2 protein-coding genes are annotated in these 2,704 nt (G+C 64.6%); both read left to right on the top strand.

All coding sequences use genetic code 11. The features are described 5' to 3' along the window. Positions 1-444: 444 nt before the first annotated feature. Positions 445-780, top strand: coding sequence for a winged helix-turn-helix domain-containing protein (locus U9R90_RS35300; RefSeq protein ID WP_411061515.1), 336 nt, complete (start codon positions 445-447; stop codon positions 778-780). Positions 781-937: 157 nt separating this feature from the next. Continuing rightward, a complete protein-coding gene (locus tag U9R90_RS35295) occupies positions 938-2,185 on the top strand; it encodes an XRE family transcriptional regulator (RefSeq protein WP_411061513.1) in 1,248 nt (415 codons plus the stop codon). Positions 2,186-2,704 lie beyond the last annotated feature (519 nt).

The following is a 2,704-nucleotide window of genomic DNA, read 5'->3' as shown; positions in this document are numbered from 1 at the left end:
CCAGGCGGCGTCGCTACGTTCGGCATTACGGGCTCCTCTCGGGCAGTGGGTCCGGTGCTGTCCCGGATCCCCTCAGCCCCGCCCGTACGACGCAGAGCCGGACGGGCAGGACTGAGAAGAACCGCCCGCCGCAACCAAGTGCGGCGGCCGGTCGGGGTAGTGCATGTCTCCTTCGTCGCGACCGCGCTCCCGTGTCAGGTAGAGCTGTCCGGCCTCGAAGTAGGCGTATGGAGACGTGACCTTTCGGTCTAAGCCCTCCGGTTAATGACAAGGCGCCGGGTCGCCTCCCCCCGTCCACCGCGGGGCTCCTGGTCGTGCGGTCTTGCAGGTCAAGCGATTGCCCCTTGGATCCGGGCTTATTAACTAGCATGCACTAGTCTGCTGTGGTGCACAACCCTCGTGGGGTGATGCGCGCTAGTTCGCTGTGGTGGGTACCCTCAAGGCATGACTGTCACAGGAGGGCCTAAGCCAAAGGCGGTGCAGGTCGCGGACGCACTCCGCGACGACATCAAGACGATGAAGCCGGGGGAGAAACTCCCGTCTCAGCGAGAGCTTATGGACCGCTTCGGGTACGCGAGCCAGACCATCCAGAACGGGCTAGCCGCGCTCCGAGCCGAGGGACTGATCGTGTCGGCGGGGAACCTGGGCAACTTCGTCAGCGACGGGTCTGCGCCCAGTGGCGACGTACGTGATGACATCAAGGAAATCCGCTCCCAACTTCAGGCGTTGACTGAACGGCTCGAAGCGCTGGAGAACCGCTCCGTACCGGGTGGCGCTTGATCTGCAACCAGCATGTGAGCAACGGAGTGTGTGCGGTAAGTGACAGCCAGGGGGCAGGGAAGGGAGCTGGGGACATGTCCAGTGACACCCTCTTGTCCCCTTCCCTGTCCCCCCTGCTCGCGCGCGAGACTCGGAGTAGGCACTCGGAGGAGGGCGCATGACTGACGACAGGCCCGCATGGGCACGACGCATCGCTGCCGAACGACAGGCGCGCGACTGGTCACAGCGTGACGCGGTAAGGGCTCTGCGTGTGCACGCCCCCACGGAGCTCCCGGCAGAGGACAGCATGATTCGCCAGTGGAAGCGCTGGGAGTCCGGCCAGGCACCGAACGACTTCTATAAACCGATCATCGCGGCCGTGTTCGGCACGGTGAGGCACGCGCTCTTCCCTGCCCCGTCCCGTCGGGACGGAGACAAGGAAATCTTGGCAGCGAGCGGTATGGAGACTCTGGAGATCGTGAGTCGCCTGAACCGGTCCGACGTCGACAGTGCGACGCTCGATGCTCTCCGGATCACCACGGACCGCCTCTGCTCTGAGTACCCCTTCATGCCGAGCGGTCAGCTCCTCATTGAGGGGCGGCAGTGGCTTCGCCGCGTCGTTGAGCTGCACACGAAGAGCCTCACGCTTGCCCAGCATCGCGAAGTGCTCGCGCTGTCGGGTTGGCTCGCCTTGCTGGTCGGCTGTGTGGAGTACGACACGGGAGACCGCCACGCGGCTGAGTCAACACGCCGCGCCGCTCTATCGCTCGCGACCGAGTCGGACCACCCGGAGGTCGCGGGGTGGGCACACGAGATGAGGGCGTGGTTCTCGCTGACGACCGGCGACTATCGCGGGGTCATCGCGGCAGCGCAAGCCGGGGCTGAGACCGCACCGCAGCATGGCGTTGCCGTGCAGCTCGCCGGTCAAGAGGCCAAGGCGTGGGCGCGGCTCGGGGACCGTCGACAGGTTGAGGTGGCCCTCGACAAGGGGCGTCGACTGTTGGAGGGCATGCCACATCCCGAGAACCTGGACAACCACTTTGTCGTCGACCCCGCCAAGTTCGACTTCTACGCGATGGACTGCTACCGGTTGGTCGGGGAGGACCGACTTGCGCGGACGCTCGCGGATGAGGTTCTACGCGCCGGAACGGACTTCGACGGCACGGAGCGTTCACCCATGCGGAACTCCGAAGCACGGGTGACCCTGGGAGTGGCCGCAGCACGCGAGGGCGACCTCGAACAGGCCCTCATCCATGGCGAGCGGGCACTACAGGGTGACCGGCAGTCTGTCCCCTCACTCATCATGACCAGCCGGGAACTCGCTGCCGTCATGAGGCAGCGCTACAGCACTGAACCGGCAGCGCAGGAGTACTTGAGCCACCTGCAGGAGCTGGGCAGGGAGAAACCGGGGTTCCTTCCCTCTTGACAGGTGACATACGTGTGGCCCACCTCCGATGAGGTGGGCCACACGTATGTCACCTGTCAGTCCTTGGGCTCCTCAGTCTCTCGCCATGCCTCACGCAGAGACTTCCAAGCATCCAAAGTGCGTGCCGCTTCAGCAAACAACGCCCGGAGGTTCACCAGGACGAGCCCGACAACCCCGAACACCGTGATGATCACTGTCGCGACGGTGGAACCATTCACTGCACCCCGACTTTCTGGCTCCCCCACAGCTTTGTCCCCGGTTGGGACTGGGCCAATGTATCCACCACGCTCACGGCGTGTACGCCAGTCACAGCCTCTTGGTCCTGGTCCGTCTCAGTTTCCGTCTCATTCATCGCCGTACGCCCCCGTTCAAGGCCGTTCGCAGGGCTGCGGCACTCCCAGCGTGCGAACGGGAATGAATGGCGGTGAACACGCCTGGATCATGCTCCCCATACCACGAACAGACCTCGAAAGCGAGTGTGGCGCAAGTCACCGTGGGTTCAAATCCCACCGCTACCGC

The organism is Streptomyces sp. E11-3, assembly GCF_046540415.1.
Classification (GTDB): domain Bacteria; phylum Actinomycetota; class Actinomycetes; order Streptomycetales; family Streptomycetaceae; genus Streptomyces.
The sequence above is the reverse complement of the archived record's forward strand: the minus strand, read 5'-3'. Positions and strand labels throughout refer to the sequence as shown.